Source organism: Bacteroidota bacterium (assembly GCA_018831055.1).
GTDB lineage: Bacteria > Bacteroidota > Bacteroidia > Bacteroidales > B18-G4 > M55B132.
Genome location: JAHJRE010000113.1, coordinates 1 through 2,827 on the forward strand (window position 1 = coordinate 1; position 2,827 = coordinate 2,827).

Annotated in this window: 3 protein-coding genes; all 3 read left to right on the forward strand. The window is 41.9% G+C overall.

Annotated elements, in window-relative coordinates; genetic code table 11:
- On the forward strand, positions 1 to 298 hold a 298-nt coding region (locus KKA81_07175), incomplete at its 5' end, for a hypothetical protein (protein ID MBU2650698.1).
- Positions 299 to 545: 247 nt separating this feature from the next.
- Entirely contained in the window at positions 546 to 1,718 is a 1,173-nt protein-coding gene (locus tag KKA81_07180) for an ATP-binding protein (GenBank protein MBU2650699.1), read from the forward strand.
- Positions 1,719 to 1,992: 274 nt separating this feature from the next.
- Positions 1,993 to 2,827, forward strand: an 835-nt coding sequence (locus KKA81_07185) for a hypothetical protein (protein ID MBU2650700.1), incomplete at its 3' end; no start/stop codon positions are given.

Below are 2,827 nucleotides of genomic sequence, written 5' to 3' on the forward strand. Positions count from 1 at the left end.
AGGCGACTACAACTTTGTAAACGCAGTTGTAGCCGGCGGTGATGAAAACAACATCAACGCTTACCAGTACGGCGAAGGCAACATCACCAATGTTTACCTCGAAACCGGCAGCGATCTTAACAACGTGAACGTGGATCAGGACGGTCTCGGCAACACAGTCGGTGACGGATTCTTCTCCAACGGTATCTACATCGCCGGCGACATGAACCTCAGCAACGTTACCCAGCAGGGAGCTTTCAACAGCGCTAAAGCAACCATCTTCGGAAACGGTAACACTTCAGGAATTATACAGCACTAAGTAATCTAAGTTAGTAAATCAGTACCAAGTATTCTGTTGAGGCTGCCCTGACCCAGGCAGCCTCTTTATTTGTTTTTATCCAACCCGCACATTCACATTTTAACCAAAAAACCCAACTAATGCATTAATTTGCTATACGCCCGGTGCGTACCTGAGATTAAAAAATACATCTTTACGAGATTAGTTTACAAAATTTATCCCTGCAATTCTAAAATAACATTTTATATTTGCAGGGATAATTTATATAATGATTGAGCGCAGTTTACAATCCCGGATTCTAAAATTACTGGAACATTTTCCTGCTGTTGCCATTGTCGGACCCAGGCAAATTGGAAAAACAACACTAGCCAAAAGCCTTATTTCATCTATCGCTAAAGAAACCATTTATCTTGACCTGGAACTTCCTTTGGATGCAAATATTTTAAGCAATCCCCAGGTATTTTTTCAAAACAACCCAGATAAATGCATTATTCTCGATGAAATTCAACGTATACCGGAATTATTCCCGGTAATTAGGGCTGTGATAGATCAGCACAGAGTGCCAGGAAGGTTCATCATTTTAGGTTCAGCAAGCCCCGAATTGCTTAAACAAAGTTCTGAAACACTTGCAGGCCGGATAGTTTACACAGAATTGTCAGGCCTCCTGGTTAATGAAGTTAATGAAATTCAAAAAACCAATGAGCTATGGATCAAAGGAGGATTTCCTGAACCCTTTTTAATGAATGATCAAGAATTCATTTCAGAGTGGCACCATTCCTTCCTTCTCACATATTTTGAACGCGATTTACCCTTGTTAGGACTAAAGACAGATACTTCTCTTCTGAGAAGACTATTACAGATGCTGGCATATAACCAGGGGATGCTTCTCAACCTTGCCAACTATTCAAAGTCATTGGGTATCAGCAGTCCGACCATATCAAGGTATATTGATTTTTTTGAAAATGCTTTTATTATAAGGCTTTTACAGCCATGGCATCTGAATATTAGAAAGCGGCTTGTCAAATCTCCAAAGACATATCTCAGAGACAGCGGAATTTTGCATCACTTATTTGGTATTCAGAGTTACAATAAAATCCTGGGGCACCCGGTACTCGGTTATTCCTGGGAAGGTTTTGTCATTGAGCAGATTATTAATGCATCAAGGCCCGGAATTTCGTTTTCATTTTACAGAACGGCAGAAGGAGCCGAATGCGATCTTGTTTTATCCAGGGGTATGGAAATATTAGCCTGTGTTGAGGTTAAATTCACGGATGCCCCAAAAACAACCAGAAGTCTAACGACGGCTATTCAGGATTTGCAATCGGAGAATAATTTTATAATTGTCCCCGATACACCGGAACCTTATATATTAAAAGAAAATGTTACGGTATGCAATCTCTGGCAATTCGTCAGGAATTATCTGCCGGGGATCCCAAAGTAATAATAACCCTTCAAAACAGCGTCAATCAGGCCATTCCCGGCATCCTACATCATTCCTTACCAGATTTTCCCCTTCGTATTTTCCCACACTTTTCTCCTCTTTTACGCATTTTCCCTACCCTCATTTTCTCCTGAAAATCAGTCGAAACGGGTAAATACACCCGTTGACGACCCCCCCTTTTCCGCCGTTACTTTGCCTTGTACGCAACGCAAAAATTTTAACGCAAAAAAGAACAACTAATAAACTTAAACAAAAACGCTAAAAATTTAAAATCATGAAAAAGTCAGTTATCATTATCGCAGCCAGCCTCTTCACAACCGTATCTTTTGCTCAGGTAGCCAACGAGGCTGAACACCTTTTTACAGGAAACGAAAACAATGCATTCACAGAACAGTGGGGAAACTTCAACACCGCTTTTGTAGAAGCTTCAGGAAATTTTAACTATTCTACCCAGTATCAGTTTGGTGACGACAACTACTCCACCGTATATCAATATGGTGAGTCCAATGAGACCTACCAGGTATTTGACGGAAACGGAAACTGGTCAATGCTTACCCAGGACGGAGAAGACAACTACGCAGAATTCATCGTTAACGGTGACGAAAACAGCATCTACGCCGAGCAGGGCGGTTACGCAAACTACCTTTATATAAACATGAACGGAAATTACAATATCGCCGATGTTTATCAATATGGTTTTGACAACTATGCATCCATTTCCATGTACGGTGACGGAAACGAATCCTGGATCGATATGGACGGTGGTTTCAACAGCGTCGAGCAACTCATCACAGGCAGCTATAACTACGCCGATGCATGGGTGATCGGTTTCGGCAACACCGCCATTGAAACACAGTCCGGAAACGGTAACACAATTATGGTTGATCAGTTCGGTGAAGGTAACTCTACAGTAGTTGCACAGGATGGAAACAACAACTACAGCTATACCGGACAATACGGTGTTGGCAACAGCCTTTACGTTACACAGAGCGGAGAAGCTAACTCCAATGAGCTTTATCAGGACGGTTGGTTCAACAATGCAGAAGTAAGCCAGAGCGGATTTGCCAACAGCAACTTTACCGAGCAGATTGGCGACGATAACATGCTTG